Here is a 14808-nt window from a genome sequence, read left to right as displayed (position 1 = left end):
TAAATGTGTAAACCTATTTTAGGACAAGACAGTTATTTAAATCTGTGCAAAATCCGTTCAATCCGTGTTATCTGTGTGCCATATTTTATCCTTTGGAACATATTGCGGACTGTCATATTAAATAAAGACGACAAAAATGTATAAACAAGGAGCAGTTGGAGCATTGCTTGACGTATATGAACAGGCAATTTCGGATTTCAAGAAAGTCATCGAAGATATTCCTGACACTATTTTGACTAATATCATAGACCAGGAAACAACTGATGAGAATTGTAAATCTATTCAAACTATTTTATCTCACGTGGTAAGTTCTGGTTACGGTTATGTGATTTACATTCATAACCTGAAAGGACATAACATGGAGCGACCGGATAAAGCTTTTCATTTAACCATTAAGGAGTATTTAGAAGACCTGAACAAGTTGATTGTATATACCGAAAATGTTTTTAACGACATTGAAGATACTGAACTGGAACAATTTGATGAATCCAAAAAAATAATAACTTCTTGGAAACAACTTTATGATATCGAACAATTAATGGAGCATGCAATCGTCCATATTTTACGTCACCAGAGGCAAATTGAGAAATTTAAACGTAACCTATTGCAATAAAAACTACCGTTAACGGGTATAGTCAAAAATAAAGCTAATACTTCCCGCAGCCATAACTTCGATTTTTCAGTTTAAAAATTAGTGCCTAACTAATCCCTATTGGAACAAAGTACTATTTCCATTTTTTAAATAAAAAGTGATACATTTAGCAATTACTACTCGTTAAGAAACGATATAAGCCAATTAAGAAGGTCCATAAACATGAAATCATTCCCAATAAAGAAAAGTATTCTAATCACAATTTTTTTTGTACAATTTCTTGTTCTTCAGTGAAAACAGCTACCGTTAGTGGTGAAGTTTCAGCTATTCAAACTGGTAAAGATGGGTATACAGCCACAATTGAAAATAAAAAAGGACGAATTTATTTTGGAACAATTAGTATTCCAAATTTGAGTAATCCTCAATTATTCAAACAGGCGGAAATTGGAGATACAATAGTTGTGAAAGGAGAAGTTTGGAAAATGGGAAAAGAAAAACAAATTACTGTTAGAGAAATCTTGGAATTAAAAAAGAAGAACATTGCTGAAGCTAAAATCACCGGAATAGTACAATCTGTCGAAAAAGGAAAAGATGGCTATACTGCCAAGATAAAAACTACCGATGGGACAATTTATTTTGCTGTAATTAGTATTCCTAACCTTGGAAGTGCAGACAAATACCATGAATTTAAAATGGGAGAAAACATTACTTTGTTTGGAGAAATCTGGAAAATGAGAGACGACAACCGAATCACCGTTAGAAAAATTTTAGATTAAAAAACTTCTTAAATAAACATTTAAGCAATAGAATTTCATTCATAAGAAATCGCTTCAATTTCATCAAATTCAGAATTAAAAGACTTAAAGTCAGATTTAACAGGGGTGCATTCAATTTTCATGAATGTACAATTAACATCCCCAAAGTAACTGGCAACCGCTACTTCTGAAGCATCTTTCCCATTCGCTATTTTTACTAATCCATTAGAAACAGCTAATTTAGTGGGATCAAAAAACAGCCATTGTCCACCAATATACGCTTCAAAACAAGCATGAAAATCTGGTGGATTAAGATTATACGCATATCCGGTAAAATAGCGTGCCGGTATATCTAACGCTCTACACAGCGCAATCCCTAAATGTGCAAAGTCTTTACAAACACCCACTTTGTACAGTAACATATCGCATGCTGAAGTACTGGAATTGGTAACGCCTGTTTTATATTCGACAGTATTGAAAATCCATTCATTTATGGCTTTAGCCTTAGCATATTCATTGGGCAAAAATCCAAATTCATTCATGGCAAATTCTGATAATTTATCCGACTCGCAATGCCTGCTTGGAGAAATAAAGGGTAATACTTCGTTATCCAGATTTATAATTGGTATAGATTTCAAAAGTACTTTTTCATCATAAATCGTATAGTGAACATCAATTTCTGCTTGGTAAACTATTGTAAAAAACAATCCTTGGTTTACTTGCATTTTTACAAACCGTGTACCCGAATTTTTCAATGTAAATTCCTCAAATTTTATGGCGGGAGTAACGATAATAGATTCCGAAACAACTATTTGACTCGCCGATTTTGCTGCCTGTATATTAAAAATAAAGGTAGTTGGAGAAATGACTTCGTATGATAACTCACTGTATACTGTAAACTTCATCCTGTAAATATACCTATTTGCAATTGCTACTAATTACCAATATTTAATTTATTGCCATTCACTTTCTCTTTTTATCAGATTCTCAAATAAGACTCCAAATAAACTTTAAGATATATAAATTGGCACAAAAAAAGGAAAGAATTCATTCATAAACTATAAACCATAAAAAGTTGCAGTTTTTTGTTATACTTTTATAATCTATTGAAATTTAACTTCTAACCATAAAAAATTAAAAAATGAAATTAAAAAAATTACTTTTTCTAATACTAATCATCTTTACAATTACCAGTTTCAAAACAACTCCCGCTAATGCAATGGAGACAAAACCTGTCACGAAATCAAGGGAATTCTACCAACTCAAAACCTATATTTTAAAAACGAAACAGCAAGAACAAATCACTGATAAATATCTGAAAGAATCGTATTTGCCAGGATTGAAAAAATTAGGAATTAAAAATATTGGCGTGTTCAAACCAAAACCCAACGCTACTGACACCCTAAAAAAAATTATGGTGTTAATTCCATTTTTGTCTATGGAACAATTTCTTGGACTTGACGAAAAACTAGCCAAGGACAAAACTTATTTAGCTACCGGAGCGGAGTATTTGGATGCTACTTACAAACAACCGCCTTATACGCGTATAGAATCTGTTTTATTGAAAGCTTTTTCAGATCATCCTATTTTGACAAAGCCAGCTTTGAATAGCGCGAGAGCAAATCGCGTATATGAATTAAGAAGTTACGAATCAGCAACAGAAGCTATTTACAAAAACAAAGTAGATATGTTTAATGGCGGCGGAGAAATTAAACTCTTTGATAAATTGGGATTTAATGCGGTATTTTATAGCGAAGTGATTTCGGGAGCCAAGATGCCAAACTTAATGTACATGACCACTTTCGCTGATCAAGCCAGTCGAGACGCACATTGGAAATCCTTTGGTGAAGCACCAGAATGGAAAGAAATGTCAGGAATGGAAAAATATAAAAATAATGTATCTCATATCGATATTACTTTTATGTATCCAACGGACTATTCCGATTATTAGTTTTTACAACTCAACATTCCGTAAAACAGAACTACAACTCTAAAAAAGTTGTGGTTTTTTTATTTAAGATTAGAAAATACTTTGTAATTTTAAAATAGGGGAAGTTGATTTTTTCACCAATAATTTACTAATAAATTTAAGTATCTTTAGTGCTATTTACAGTTATGGAAACACTCAATACAATACTAAAACTCGCTGCCGGAGTAGGTTTGTTCCTTTTTGCCATATATCTGGTGGAGGAATCCTTGAAGAATCTCTCGGGAAGAAGTTTCAAACTGTTTCTTCAGCGTATCACAAAAAATAATCTCGGCGCTGTAGCCGGCGGAACAATAGTAACTGGTGTTCTTCAGAGCAGTTCTATGGTTTCGATGATGGTTTTGGCATTTGTGGGTGCGGGTGTTTTTACGATGAAAAATGCCATGGCTATTATTCTGGGTGCGAATCTAGGAACTACTCTCGCAAGCTGGCTAGTCGCCACCCTTGGTTTTAAAACCAATATTGAAGTGATTGCCTATCCGGCAGTTTGTTTGGGCGGTTTTCTTCTCATTCTGCTTGGAAATCGTAAGACTATAAAATACCTTTCTTATTTTCTTTTGGGATTTGGATTAATGTTCATCGGGCTTTCTTTTATGAAAACGGCTATGGAAGCGCAGGTGCAGCATTTTGATTTTTCACAATATGCTTCGATGCCATTAATTGTTTTTCTGTTTATTGGTTTTTTAATCACGTTGATTGTTCAATCGAGTTCCGTAACCATGGCACTTACATTGAGTGCTCTCAACGCTGGCGCGATTGGTTTTCCAATGGCAGCCGCAATAGTATTGGGTTCAGAAACCGGTACCATAATTAAAATTCTTGTAAGTGCGATTGGTGGCAATGCTTCCAAAAAACGAGTGGCACTGGGCAATTTATTGTTCAACATCTTCATCACCGCGATAGCTTTTGTATTGCTAAAACCAATTCTGTTACTGATAACTGATATTATAAAAATCAAAGATCCACTTATTGGTTTGGTTACTTTTTCGAGTCTGATTAACCTGCTGGCCATTATACTATTCCTTCCGGTTTTGGATTTATTTACTAAATTTCTGGAGCGTTTTTTCAAAAATACCGATGGTTCAACAGCCGCTTTTATAGGACACGCCTCAATCTCGGAGCCAGAAACGGCTTTGGATTTATTTCGAAGAGAGACGAGATATTTTATTCATAATTCGATGATTTTCAATCTTGAGCTATTCAAGATACATATTCTTGCACTTGAGGAACAAATTGATTTCAAGGAAATCAATAAGGAAAGGAATTTTAATTCAAAAACTATTGAAGAAAAATACGAATTCCTAAAACAGTTGCAAGGCGAATTACAGGCTTTTTATTTGAAATTAAGAGCAAAATTAAATAGCAAACAAAATTCCGAACTCAACCAATTAATTTCTGCCGGAAGAAGTTCCATGCACGCCGTGAAAAGTGTGAAAGATATCGGAAGTAATATTACGAATCTCAGTCGTTCGTCTAAAGATATCAAATATCAATTTTTCCTACATCACAAAAATGAAACTGAAAATCTCTACCTGAAATTAAATGCGTTACTCAATAAAGAAAAACAGGCAAGTTTTGAAGAACTGGAATCTTTATTTGATACGATTCAAAAAAACTATACTACAGCACTCAACACCTTTTACACTGAAGCACAACTCGCCCCTATTGAAAATATAGACATTACTACAGTTATCAATTTTAATCGGGAACTTTTTACTTCAAATAAAGCGATGCTAATGGCTATAAAAGACATTTTATTAGATGAAAAACAGGCAGAAAATTTTAATGAAATTCCAATATATAAAACATAAACTGAAGTTGTAGATTTTTATAACCATCCAAAAATTTTACAATACTATTTTTAAATTTTGCAATAAATTTCTTTTTCTATTTTTCACCTTTGTGGATAATTCTGTTTGTGATTGAAATTGCTATTCTGGATTAAATTGGTTAATTTTAGACCTAAAAACAAGACCATTTGAAAAAATACTTAAAGAAAAGTTTAAAGATTTTCCTTTGGATAATAGGATCAGTAATCCTTTTGTTCTTAATATTAGTTGTGGCTATTCAGATTCCCTCAGTTCAAAATTATGCCAAAGAAAAAGCGATAACTTATCTGGAAGGAAAAATCAAAACCAAAGTCTCTATTGACCGAATAGAAATTGGACTTCCAAAAAAAGTAATTCTCGAAGGCGTTTATTTTGAAGATCAAAAAAAAGACACTCTTTTTGCTGGAGAAAAATTAGCTGTAGATATTAGCCTATTGCAATTGATGAACAACAAAGTCGAAATTAATTCCGTGGAAATGGAAGGTATTTTAGCTAATTTAAATAGAGATTCGAAAGCCGTTTTTAATTTTGAATACATTGTTAAGGCTTTTGCTTCGCCAGAGAAACAGAAGAGCGATACACCACCGATGCAATTTTCCGTGGAAGAAATTAAGCTGGACCGAATAAAGTTTAATTATACCGATGCCGTTACAAAAAATAATATAATTGCCAATCTAAATCACTTTGAAACGAGAATTAGAACGTTCGATTTAGACAAAATGAACTTTGAAATTCCAAAAGCTAAAATTAATGGACTAAAGTTTAAATTAAGACAAGGTTTGGTTCAAATATCCAATGCAACCAAAGTGGCCGCCGCCAAAAACACTCCGGAATCCATCCTAAAACTAAAATTGGGAGAAATTGATTTCGCAAAAATTGATTTCGATTATCAGAGTGAGGAAACTAAGTTATCCACTAAATTCTACTTTAAAAAACTATTAGCTAAAATCGACAAAATTGATCTTTACAATCAATTGCTATTAGTCGAAAGTATTGACTTAGTTGGTGCGGAAGGCGAATTGGCTTTTGGCAAACAAAACAAAACAAATGCAAAAAAAGAATCTGCTAACGGTGAACCCAACAACTGGGAAGTCAAAGTAAATAAAACGGAGTTTAAACGTGTAACCTTCCGTTATGACAATAATAATGCTGTTGCAATTCAAAAAGGTATCGATTACAACCATTTGAGTATTACCAATTTAAACCTACAAGTGGATTTCCTAAATTACAATCCCGAAAATATTTCCGGAGAAGCAAATTCGTTAACACTTAAAGACAAAAGCGGCTTAAACATTCAATCGTTTAACGCTGAATTTTTCTACGGTAAAAAAAATGCGTTTCTTAAAAAATTATATTTAAAAACCCCTCAAACGGAGTTGAGAGATGAAATCAGAATTGGATATCCATCCATTCAATCACTGGCTAAAAATCCAGGAGAATTAGGGCTTACTGCTTATTTGAAGAAAAGTAAATTGGGTATTAAGGATATTTTGCTTTTTGCTCCTACTTTGATAAACACGAATCCTTTCATGAGCCATCCCAATGCAATACTGCTTGTGAATGGAGACATTAGAGGAAAATTAAAGAATTTTGAATTCCCAGATATAGAAATTAGCGGTATTGGAGCTACAAAAGTGGCTGCCAGCGGAAGAATTATCGGTTTACCTGATGTGAACAAAGCGTATTTTGATTTGAATATTGAAGACTTACAATCCGGTTCAAAAGATTTTAATGGATTTTTACCTCCAGGAACGATTCCAAATTCGATTCAGTTGCCTTCCAAGTTCAGTGCCAAAGGGACTTTCAAAGGGACTATTGCTAATTTTAATACCAATATGAATTTGGTAAGTAGTTTTGGAAATGCAAAAATCAAAGGCACATACGACCGCAGCATAAAAAATCAGGATAAATATGACGCCCAAATGGAGCTGACTAATTTTGAATTAGGGAAATTTATCAAAAACGATTCTATTGGAAAAGTCACTTTAAAAGCCAACATAAAAGGAAGTGGTTCCAATCTAAAAACTGCTACGGCTTCTTTCAACGGAACTATTCTAAAAGCGTATTACAATAAATACACGTATCAAAATCTGAGCGTAAAAGGGAATATTCGCAGCGGAAATTTCAATGCAACTGCTTTCGCAAAAGATCCTAGTCTGACTTTTGATTTAGTCAGCAGCGGTAGTTTCAGAGACAAATATCCTACAGGGAAATTAAAACTGAATGTTGACATCGCCGATTTGGAAAAACTAAATCTCCATGCAGGCCCAATGAAAATAAGAGGTGTTGTCGATGCTGACATTCAATCGGCTAATTTAGATTACCTCAACGGAACAGTGAATGCGCACAGCATAACGATAGCCAATGCGAATGAACAATTTGTAATTGATTCTATTACCGTAGTCGCAACATCCACTTCTGAAAAGAATACATTACTATTGAAATCCCCATTTTTAGATGGGGAAGTAAATGGAAAATACAAGTTGTCAAAAATAGCGACTGCTTTAAAGAATTCTATTGCTCAATATTATGACAGCAACCCGAATTCAAGAAAAATAGCTGTTGAAAAACAACAATTTGCATTTAAAATTAGTGTAAAAGACAGTCCAATTCTATTAAAACTTATTCCTGAATTGAAAAGTCTTGAACCTATTACTATAGATGGAAGATACAATTCCGTAAACGACTCTATTGTTCTGAACGGTACCATTCCAAAATTAATTTATGGAGAAAATACCATTACAAATGCGACTCTAAAAGTGGATACTCAAGATAAAGCACTTGTTTACACTTTAATTATAGATGATATCCAAAACAAACAAATTCAGTTGCCTTACACCAATATTTCCGGGAAAGTCGAAAAAAATATTCTGGATTATACATTGCAATTAAAAGATGTAAAAGACGTAGAAAGGTACTTGATTACCGGTACACTACAAGCGAATAACGGATACAACGAAATAAACCTTAGTCCGGACAATCTGTTACTCAACTATGAATCTTGGAAAATATCCCAAGACAATTTAATTCGTTTTGGCAAAAAAGGAATTTACGCTGATAATTTCGAATTAAGTAAAGACGGAAGTAACATCCGAATCCAATCCCAATCTAATAATACGAATGCACCTATCGCAATTGATTTCAAGGATTTTGACATCAAAACCATCACTAGCATGGTTGAAAAAAAGGATTTACAGATGAGTGGTAAAATCAATGGAAATGCATTGGTGAAAAATATAAATACAAAGCCACTTTTCACTTCGGATTTGAATATTGAAAATTTTACTTTCAAAAAAGATACTGTCGGTACTATTAGTATAAAAGTAAATAATGCAATTGCAAATAGATATGATGCTGTAATTGCAATTACAGGTCAGGGAAATCAAGTTAATTTAGACGGAAATTACAAAACAACTGACAGTAGTTTTGATATGAATCTGGCTATTGAAAAACTGAATTTGAAAAGTATTCAGGGTTTTACATTGGATAATATAAAAGAAAGTACAGGCTTTTTGACTGGAAATTTCAAAATAACAGGAAATACAAAACAACCTAAAGTGATTGGGGAATTGCAATTCAATGAAATTGGTTTCAAAGCTACTCAACTCAATTCGAAATTCAAATCTATCAATGATAAAATCGTATTTACTGGCGATGCTATAATTTTCGATAATTTTATTATCAAAGATGAGAAAGACAATGATTTAGCCATCAATGGAAAAATTAATAGTGAGAACTTCAGGAATTTTGGTTTTGATTTAGCCTTAGATGCAGATAATTTTAAAGCTATTAATTCTAAAGCCAAAGACAATGATTTGTATTATGGTGAATTATACTTAGACAATCATTTAAAAATAACAGGCAATTTTGACAATCCCGTTGTAGAAGGAAATATCAAAATCAATAAAGACACTAAATTCACTATTGTTTTACCACAATCGGATCCGTCAATTGCCGATAGAGAAGGAATTGTAGAATTCATTGACCAAGACCATCCGCAAGTAGAGGAGACCATGGTTCTTGATGAATTGAACAGTGAAATGGATATAAAAGGAATCAATGCCTCAGTAAATATTGAAATAGATAAAGAGGCTGAATTATCCTTGGTCATTGACAAAGCCAACGGAGATTTCCTAAAATTAAAAGGAGAAGCACAATTGAACGGTGGAATTGATCCGTCCGGAAAAACTACGCTGACCGGTAGATATGAGTTATCCGAAGGAAGTTATGAAATGAATTTTAATGCTATTAAAAGAAAATTCGACATCAAAAAAGGAAGTTATATTCTATGGGCCGGAGAACCCACAACGGCCGATATTAATATTACAGCAATCTATAAAACGGAAGCCGCACCAATTGATTTAGTGAACGACCAATTAGGAGATGTTACTGCCGAAGTGAGAAATACCTACAAACAAAAACTTCCTTTTGAAACCGAATTAAAAATGATTGGTGAATTAATGAAACCTACCATTTCTTTTGATATCATTTTACCGGAAGGGAACAATAGCGTTTCGGCTGAAATCATTACTACTACGCAAGCTAAATTGACCCAATTGCGTCAGCAACCGGATGAATTAAACAAACAAGTTTTTGCCTTACTCCTGCTGAATCGTTTTATTGGAGAGAATCCGTTTGCCAGCGAAACCGGTGGAACAAACGTTTCATCAATAGCCAGGGAAAGTGCCAGTAAAATTCTATCCCAACAACTTAATAATCTGGCAGGAGATTTAATCAGCGGTGTAGAACTTAATTTTGATTTAAATACTTCTGACGATTATACAACTGGGCAGCGAGAAAACAGAACCGATTTGAATGTAGGTATTTCCAAAAAATTGCTGAACGACCGATTGAAAGTTACCGTTGGAAGTAGTTTTGGGATTGAAGGACCGCAACAAGTCAATCAAAATGCAAATAATATTGCCGGTGATGTTTCTATTGATTACCAGCTTTCAAAAGACGGAAGGTATAAAATGCGAGCGTATCGACTTAACAAATATCAAGTGGCGCTTCAAGGTGAAGTTGTGGAGACCGGAATTGCTTTCATAATCACTTTGGATTACAATAAATTCATGGAATTATTCCGTAAAAGTGAAGCGCAAAAAGCAGCTAAAAAATTAAAAAAGGAATCAAAAAAGAAATCTGATGAATAAGACCCATTTACTATATTTTCTTTTTTTAACATTGTTTGCCACATCGTGCAGCAATACAAAATATTTACCCGAAGGAGATCTTCTTTATATTGGTGCAAAAGTAAAAGTGGAAGGAAATGAAACTTCGAAGAAAGAGGAAAAAGCATTAAAAACGGCATTAAAAGATATTCTTAGACCAAAACCCAACTCCTCATTTTTAGGATTACGCCCAAAATTATACATCTACAATTTAGCGGGAACACCCAAAAAAGAAAAAGGATGGCGCCATTGGCTGAAAACCAAAGTGGGAGAACCACCCGTTTTATACAGTCAGGTCGATTTAGAATACAGTAAAAGTGTTGTACAGAATTTTTCTGAAAACAGTGGTTATTTCAACGCGGAAACTACTGCAGATTCAACCAGAAAAGGTAAAAAAGCAACCGCGGAATATAGTGTAAAACCAGATAAACAATATAAAATTAGAGAAGTAAAATTTCCAACAGATTCCTCTTTAATTTCAAGTGCTGTTCGCAATACCAGACGCAGAAGTCTATTAAAAAAAGATCAGGGATACAGCCTTGATGCCATAAAACTGGAAAGAATTCGAATTGATGCCAGACTAAAAGAAAAAGGTTTTTTTTACTTTAATCCCGATTATCTCAAAGTACAAGTGGATAGTACCGTTGCGGATCATCAGGTGGATCTCATCGTAAAAGTAAAAGAAGAAACTCCTAAACTAGCCGAAACACCATTCAAAATCAATAAAATAATTGTTTATCCCAACTACTCCATTGGTTCTGATAGTTTAAAAACCGATTTTAATTCGATTAAAAAATACAATGATTTTACCATTATAGATCCTGAAAATTTATTCAAACCACGAATTTTTGATCGGGTGCTGTATTTCAAAAAAGAAGATTTATACAATCGTACCAATCATAATTTATCTTTGAACCGATTAGTCAATTTGGGTACTTTCAAATTCGTAAAAAATCAGTTCAGGGTTTCTGATACGATCGGAAATTATCTGGATGCCTATTATTATCTCACTCCATTGCCCAAAAAATCAATTCGGATGGAAGTGCTGGCGAAAACCAATTCTGCTAATTATACCGGAACTGAACTGAATTTAAACTGGAGTAATCGCAATACTTTTAGAGGTGCGGAATTACTTACCATTTCTGCATTTGGAGGTGTCGAAGTACAAGTTTCCGGACAAAATAATGGTTTTAATGTGTATCGCGTTGGTACTGAAGCTAATTTAGTCTGGCCAAGATTTGTATCTCCTTTTAAACTAAACCCTTCAAGTGGTTTTGTGCCAAAAACAAAAGCTACATTAGGATATGAATTCCAAAACAGAACCAAATTATATTCGTTACAAACATTCAAAGGCTCCTTTGGTTATTTATGGAAAGAAAATGAGCGAAAAGAACACGTATTGAATGTTACAGAGATTACGTATGCCAGTCCGCAAAATGTAACTCCTTTATACCAAGAACAAATTTTAGCTAATGCTTCTTTGGGGAAAGTAATCGAAAAACAATTAATCTTTGGACCATCGTATTCCTATACCTATACCAATACATTACAAAGAAGAAAGAAAAATACATTTTACTACAAAGGTACTATAGATCTGGCAGGAAACATTGCCGGATTAGTTACAGGAGCGAATATTCAAAAAGGCGATACTATTAAACTATTTGATGTTCCGTTTAGCCAATTTGTTAAAATAGAAAACGATTTTAGACATTATTTAAAATTAGGACCGGACTCACAACTGGCCAGTAGAATTATTGTTGGAGCCGGATTTGCTTACGGAAATTCGCGTGAAATGCCATTTATAAAACAGTTCTTCATTGGTGGAACCAATAGTTTAAGAGCGTTCCGTGCACGTTCCATAGGTCCTGGAAGTTTTGATGGTTCTGCTACTACCAGTTCTTTTTTGGCAGATCAATCAGGCGATTTAAAACTGGAATTTAACACGGAATACCGAGCCAAAATTTACGACTTTGTAAAAGGTGCGTTATTTGTAGATGCAGGAAATATATGGCTATTGAAAGATAATCCCGAAAAACCGGGTGCTCAATTTTCTAAAAAATTTCTGAATGAAATAGCTGTTGGAACGGGAGCCGGACTCCGTTTTGATTTCTCTTTTCTTATTCTTAGAACGGACTTCGCCTTCCCTATTCGGAAACCGTATTTGCCAGATGGCGAACGTTGGGTTTTAGATAAAATAAGTTTTGGAAATGGCTCATGGAGAAAAGAAAATTTAGTTTTTAATTTGGCTATTGGATATCCGTTTTAATCCAGAATTTAGCAAATCAACTCTTATTCAAAATATTGGTAATCTGTTGATAATCAGAATTTTAATGCTTTTCGTAAATTTTATACCTAACCAAAAATAAGATAGAACGTAAAACAACATAAATAGAGTTACGAATAAAAACTAATTTAAACTACTGATTAAATGAATATTGGATGAAAATTCATTGAAAATAAATGGTATAGTTGTACTTTTACGAATCACAATTGTGTTATCAGTTACTAACTCAAAAGCAGTTAAAAAATGGTTGCCAAGAAAAGAATATTAACCAAGTTTATGCGTTTTTGGAAACTCCTAGGACCCGGTTTAATAACTGGCGCCAGTGACGACGATCCTTCCGGAATTGCTACTTATTCTCAGGCAGGTGCTGCATTTGGACTTTCAACATTATGGACCGCACTTATTGCTTTTCCTTTAATGGCTTCGATTCAACAAATGTGTGCCAGAATTGGTTTGGTCACTTCGCAAGGTTTAACAGGAACACTTAAAAAAAATTATCCAAGATCTGTTTTGTATCTAATGTTACTCTTTAGTTTCCCCGCTATCATAATGAACATTGGTGCTGATATTGCAGGAATGGGTGCAGTAGGCAATCTATTATTCCCAGCTATCGAAGCCACTTTTTTCAGTGTTGTTTTCACAATCATTCTGCTCGTATTAATTGTGTATTTACCTTATCAAAAAATTGCTTCAACTCTTAAATACCTCTGCGTAGTTCTTTTGGTGTATCTAATAGTTCCCTTCTTATATGAACAGGATTTAACTGAAATACTCAAGGCAACATTTATTCCTACCATACAATTCAATAAAGAGTACATCGGCATTCTTGTTGGTATCCTTGGGACGACCATTTCACCTTATTTGTTCTTTTGGCAAGCATCTATGGAAGTGGAAGAAATGAAACACAAGAAAAAGCATTTAATGGTAAATAAAAAAATAATTAATGAGATGAAAGAAGATGTCGATTTTGGGATGTCCTTTTCTGGTTTGGTCATGTTTTTTATTATTCTTACCACCGGAACCGTTTTATTTAAAAGTGGAATTCATCAAATTGAAACTGTGGAGCAAGCGGCAATGGCATTAAAACCATTAGCAGGTAATTCCGCATACCTTCTTTTTGCAATTGGGGTTATTGGTACAGGCCTTTTGGCTATTCCCGTTTTAAGCGGCTCCCTTTCTTATATTATCACCGAAACTTTTGGTTGGGAACAGGGGCTAGACAAAAAATTTCATGAAGCAAAAGCATTTTATATTGTTATTGCGATTTCACTGATATTAGGTTTATCCTTAAATTATATTGGTATTTCACCAATAAAAGCACTGCTATATACTGCAATTCTTTATGGCTTGACCGCACCTGTATTAATTGCTATTATTCTTCATATTTCAAACAACAAAAATGTGATGGGAGAATATACAAACGGGAGAACCGCAAATATTCTTGGGATTACGGCATTTCTTATTATGACAACTGCAGCACTCACTTTAATTTACCTGCAAGTAACTGATAATTAGAAATAAATTTATGCTTTTCAATTCTTCATTGCATTACTCCAAAAAAATCACAACAAATAAGAAAATTACAATTTCTGTTCTATTTTTTTTTCCTTTCTTTACGAACATAAATTGCAAATTCGATATCCGTTTAAATTGATAAATTTGCTTTCTGAAAACTGATTGAATTAGATAATTATAATAACCCTTTCGCATGAACCAAGTTTTCCATTCTTTTTATTTTCATTTTAGTAAACAAATGGAAAAGCATAGCATAGACATTATGCGAATCGCTATTGCCATTGTTTTTATTTGGTTTGGAACTTTAAAAGTTATAGGAATGAGCCCTGCAGAAGAACTCGTTGAAAAGACGGTTTATTGGTTCCGCCCTGAAATATTCATCCCTATTCTTGGTTTAGCTGAAGTAATTATAGGACTAGGATTACTTATAAAACGTTTTATTCCTTTTACAATTATTTTACTGTTGCTACATATGGCAGTTACTTTTTTCCCTCTATTCATCTTACCTAGAATTTGTTTTGATGCTTTTCCCTATTGTCCTACAATGGCGGGGCAATACATTATTAAAAATCTAGTTCTTATAGCCGGAGCACTTGTCGTAGGTGGGAAATACAATGTGAAGTATTATGATGACAAAGAACTTGCAAACACAGAAATATAATTTAATAAATTAAG

9 protein-coding genes are annotated in these 14808 nt (G+C 33.6%); 8 read left to right on the top strand and 1 reads right to left on the bottom strand.

Annotated features, from left to right (window positions below):
* Positions 1 to 136: 136 nt before the first annotated feature.
* Both ACNO7W_RS15645 and ACNO7W_RS15640 read left to right on the top strand, forming a co-directional pair.
* Positions 137 to 613 (top strand): DinB family protein, encoded by a 477-nt coding sequence (locus tag ACNO7W_RS15645; protein WP_417938829.1) that lies wholly within the window; start codon positions 137 to 139, stop codon positions 611 to 613.
* 269 nt (positions 614 to 882) lie between these two features.
* Positions 883 to 1368: an OB-fold nucleic acid binding domain-containing protein gene (locus ACNO7W_RS15640; RefSeq protein ID WP_417938828.1), complete on the top strand. Its 486-nt coding sequence runs from the start codon at positions 883 to 885 to the stop codon at positions 1366 to 1368.
* Between the two features lie 35 nt (positions 1369 to 1403).
* On the opposite strand, the gene ACNO7W_RS15635 is transcribed toward ACNO7W_RS15640, so the two are convergent.
* On the bottom strand, positions 1404 to 2252 hold the full coding sequence (locus ACNO7W_RS15635) for a transglutaminase-like domain-containing protein (protein ID WP_417938827.1): 849 nt from the start codon (positions 2250 to 2252) through the stop codon (positions 1404 to 1406).
* 236 nt (positions 2253 to 2488) lie between these two features.
* Between ACNO7W_RS15635 and ACNO7W_RS15630 the strand changes: the two genes are divergently transcribed.
* The 6 genes from ACNO7W_RS15630 (at position 2489) to ACNO7W_RS15605 (ending at position 14794) form a co-directional block, all read left to right on the top strand.
* Entirely contained in the window at positions 2489 to 3298 is an 810-nt protein-coding gene (locus ACNO7W_RS15630) for an NIPSNAP family protein (RefSeq protein ID WP_417938826.1), read from the top strand.
* A 164-nt stretch (positions 3299 to 3462) separates the two neighbouring features.
* Positions 3463 to 5145: a Na/Pi cotransporter family protein gene (locus tag ACNO7W_RS15625; RefSeq protein ID WP_417938825.1), complete on the top strand. Its 1683-nt coding sequence runs from the start codon at positions 3463 to 3465 to the stop codon at positions 5143 to 5145.
* A 167-nt stretch (positions 5146 to 5312) separates the two neighbouring features.
* A complete protein-coding gene (locus ACNO7W_RS15620; RefSeq protein WP_417938824.1) occupies positions 5313 to 10316 on the top strand; it encodes a translocation/assembly module TamB domain-containing protein in 5004 nt (1667 codons plus the stop codon).
* The gene (locus ACNO7W_RS15615) at positions 10309 to 12600 is read left to right on the top strand and encodes a BamA/TamA family outer membrane protein (RefSeq protein ID WP_417938823.1); all 2292 of its coding nucleotides are present in this window, start codon (positions 10309 to 10311) and stop codon (positions 12598 to 12600) included. The genes ACNO7W_RS15620 and ACNO7W_RS15615 overlap by 8 nt, the downstream gene beginning before the upstream one ends.
* 261 nt (positions 12601 to 12861) lie before the next feature.
* Positions 12862 to 14133 (top strand): NRAMP family divalent metal transporter, encoded by a 1272-nt coding sequence (locus ACNO7W_RS15610; RefSeq protein ID WP_417938822.1) that lies wholly within the window; start codon positions 12862 to 12864, stop codon positions 14131 to 14133.
* 193 nt (positions 14134 to 14326) lie between these two features.
* Complete coding sequence (locus tag ACNO7W_RS15605; RefSeq protein ID WP_143386579.1) at positions 14327 to 14794, top strand: DUF417 family protein; 468 nt, start codon at positions 14327 to 14329, stop codon at positions 14792 to 14794.
* The last annotated feature ends 14 nt before the right edge of the window (positions 14795 to 14808 follow it).

The sequence above is a fragment of the Flavobacterium sp. ZB4R12 genome (genome assembly GCF_048276375.1).
Classification (GTDB): domain Bacteria; phylum Bacteroidota; class Bacteroidia; order Flavobacteriales; family Flavobacteriaceae; genus Flavobacterium; species Flavobacterium gawalongense.
Note: the sequence above shows the minus strand (reverse complement) of the source record. Positions and strands in the feature narration are given on the sequence as shown.